Annotated in this window: 4 protein-coding genes; 3 read left to right on the forward strand and 1 reads right to left on the reverse strand. The window is 44.8% G+C overall.

Annotation, left to right across the window (positions count from 1 at the left end):
- Positions 1-69: 69 nt before the first annotated feature.
- Positions 70-1,506 (reverse strand): 9,9'-di-cis-zeta-carotene desaturase, encoded by a 1,437-nt coding sequence (gene zds / locus QUA97_RS26740; RefSeq protein WP_194068592.1) that lies wholly within the window; start codon positions 1,504-1,506, stop codon positions 70-72.
- A gap of 332 nt (positions 1,507-1,838) precedes the next feature.
- Between zds and QUA97_RS26745 the strand changes: the two genes are divergently transcribed.
- The 3 genes from QUA97_RS26745 to QUA97_RS26755 all read left to right on the forward strand — a co-directional run.
- Positions 1,839-2,132, forward strand: a complete 294-nt coding sequence (locus QUA97_RS26745) for a hypothetical protein (protein WP_265238746.1) — start codon at positions 1,839-1,841, stop codon at positions 2,130-2,132.
- A 292-nt stretch (positions 2,133-2,424) separates the two neighbouring features.
- Positions 2,425-2,550: a hypothetical protein gene (locus tag QUA97_RS26750; RefSeq protein ID WP_255515894.1), complete on the forward strand. Its 126-nt coding sequence runs from the start codon at positions 2,425-2,427 to the stop codon at positions 2,548-2,550.
- A 168-nt stretch (positions 2,551-2,718) separates the two neighbouring features.
- Positions 2,719-3,045: leucine-rich repeat domain-containing protein (locus tag QUA97_RS26755; RefSeq protein ID WP_333197261.1), on the forward strand; the 327-nt coding region annotated here is incomplete at its 3' end.

The raw sequence follows: 3,045 nt of genomic DNA on the forward strand, positions 1-3,045 counted from the left end.
TAATGACTAATGACTAATGACTAATGACTAATGACTAATGACTAATGACTAATGACTAATGACTAATGACTAATGACCGTAAACTTCGAGAATTACCTTAGCGGCTTGATGACCGGAAAGTGTTGCACCTTCCATGCTATCAATGTAGTCTTGCTGAGTGTAACTTCCTGCTAAAAAGAAGTTAGGCACAGGAGTTTTTTGAGCGGGGCGGTAAACATCCATTCCCGGTGCTTCGCGATACAAAGATTGAGCCAACTTAACCACGCTGTACCAAGTCATGTTTAATTCCCGTGCTGAGGGAAATAAATCCTGAACTTGCTTGAGTACGTGTTGGGCGATCGCCTCATTGCTTTGTTTGATAAACGGATCGCCCGGTGTCAGCACCAACTGCAACAGAGAACCTTGTCCTTCTTTATAGTAATCCTTGGGACTTGTCAGCGCCAAATCTGCAAAACAAGAAAAATCTGCATCTGCTGAATATAGCAAATTATCAATTCCTACAGCGTGGCTCAACTGTTTGCGCTGCGCTTCATCTTCCAGTTCCGTTACCCAACCGTCGAACCGCAATTGTACTGTAGCAACCGGCACCGCATCCAATTTGTAAATATTGTCAAATTCCGACCATTTGCGCCAAGCTGGCGGCAATATTTTTTGAATCCCCGGCACGTCTAAGGCGAAAACGTAGGCATCGGCGGTGATATTTTCTTCTGTTTCGCCGTTCGCTACTACCAGGCCTGTGACGCGGGTTTCTGCTGCTTCTTGAAACTGAATTTCTCGGACTCTGCGCCTAGTATGAATTTTGGTTCCTTTGCTTTCCAAATATTCCACAATTGGTTTGTGCAAATATTCGCTGGGAGAACCGGCTAGCATCCGCATCATAGAGGCTTCGGTTTTTGTTGCAAAGAATTGGAATATTGTCAACATACACCGGGCAGAAATATTTTCGGTGTCGATAAAACCTAGTGCGTAGGCGATCGGATTCCACATTCTTTTGAGGGAGTTTTGATTGCCGCCTTGACCGCGAAACCAGTCAGCAAAGCTAATTTTATCCAAATCGCGGATAGTTTTCATTGCTCCGTCAAAGTCGATCAAACCTCGGACGATGGGGCTAGTTCCGAGGGCGATCGCATTTTGAATTTTGTCCTGTACTGATAGTTGGGATGTAGTAAAAAATGCCTTTAAACCGTGCAACGGAGCACCCACCGGAAAGCGAAAATCTAAAGAACCAGTTTCGCCCCCTCGATTGATAAAAGTGTGAACGTGTTCTTTGAGGAGCAAATCGTCAAAAGCTCCTACTTTTTTCATCAGAGCAAATAAGTTATAATAGCAGCCGAAGAAGACGTGCAAACCCATTTCCACATGATTCCCGTCGGGATCTACCCAACTGCCTACTTTGCCGCCGACAAAGGGGCGAGATTCAAAAATTTCTACTTCGTGGCCAGCATCGACTAAATCGACTGCTGCGGTCATTCCAGCCAGTCCCGCACCTGCGATCGCAACCCGCATTTTACAAGTCCTTATCCAGTATTTTTACAAATTGTAACAAATTTTAGCTAAAAAGACCGGAATCCCCGATCGCTTGTCGCCTCGATTGGTGTGGGATCGGAGGTGCGGTGACGCGCTTGATTCCACCGACTTACAACCTTACAAGCGCAAGCGTTAAGCAGTGAGAGGGTGGATGACGACATCAAAGCACAATAAGTCTGTTTATTCAACAGATATATCTTGCTCATCGATATATTTTTTCAATTGTTCAACAGTCATGCCACCGTAAGAGGCAATAAAATAGTAGTACGAAAGCTCGATCGACATCAGCAAACAAAAATTAGAAAAAACCTATGCAGCCCATCCGACAAGGCGACGTAATTCTCACCCCGGTACCGCAAATCGCAGGAGAAAAGAAACCTCACCTAACTCTCGCCGAAGGTGAAGTCACGGGACATTCTCACCAGATCATTGAGGGACAAGCTGAACTTTACGAAAAAGACGGTACTCTGTACTTGCGAGTGCTTTCGCCGACAGCTTTATTGAGTCACGAAGAACACCATGCGATCGCAATTCCTGAAGGTAATTGGATGGTGCGGATTCAGCGCGAATATGAGCCCCAAGGTTGGCGGTATGTCGCAGACTAAGGTTTAACAAACCTTAGTCTGCACAAAAAGCTCAGATTCCAGTTGATAGCGAAAAGTGGAGGGCGAGATCGCTTTCCACTTTTCGCGATCGATCGCACGCTGTGGAAATGATTAAAGTGGGTGCTTGTGCGATCGGCATTTACAGGATTGGATGTCATTTTGTGCGATCGTATTTGTCAAGAACTAGCAGCCACTAAATTAGACACTTGCCAGGGATACATACCCTGTTAAAAATCGATTTTGAGGACGATTTCGACGCATTGGAGCGTTCTTTAGCAGTTTTTCGTTGAAAATGAGCTTTCTGAATACGGGATTGCTTTATGCGTTGCGAGTGCCGCCTGATGTGACATCTGCTAAAGAGGCAATTCGCTGGGTAAACTGGAGAATAGAGCCTGACGAATTTAACGTGCAAACTTGAAACTCCCCAACCATGTTTAACAAGTACAGTCCTCAACTCACCAAGATCCAAGAAACCGGGTTTTTTACCTAATCTGCGGGCTGCCTGCGAATAATCTCGTAAAAACCCGGTTTCTGGCCACCCGTGCGTAAGTCCTAGTCTGATATTCTCCTAATTTACAACAATTTTATGTCTGAACAACAACCAAATCCCGCAGAATTCAGCAGCTTTGCCGACTGGTGCTTGAACAAAGATAGCCTTTCAGAAGCAGCAAGATATACAGTTGAAGAGCTGTTAAAAAAAGTTGGCACTTCTGACATTTATGAAGCGAACCAGATACTGTCAAGTAGCAATAAGTTGGAGCTGTTCGACAATCCAATATCAAACATCACACCCCTGCAATCTCTGACTAATTTGACTCATCTGAATCTGTTCGACAATCCAATATCAGACATCACACCCCTGCAATCTCTGACTAATTTGACTCATCTGTATCTCTCCAACAATCCAATATCA

The organism is Microcoleus sp. CZ3-B2 (genome assembly GCF_036705055.1).
GTDB lineage: Bacteria > Cyanobacteriota > Cyanobacteriia > Cyanobacteriales > Microcoleaceae > Microcoleus.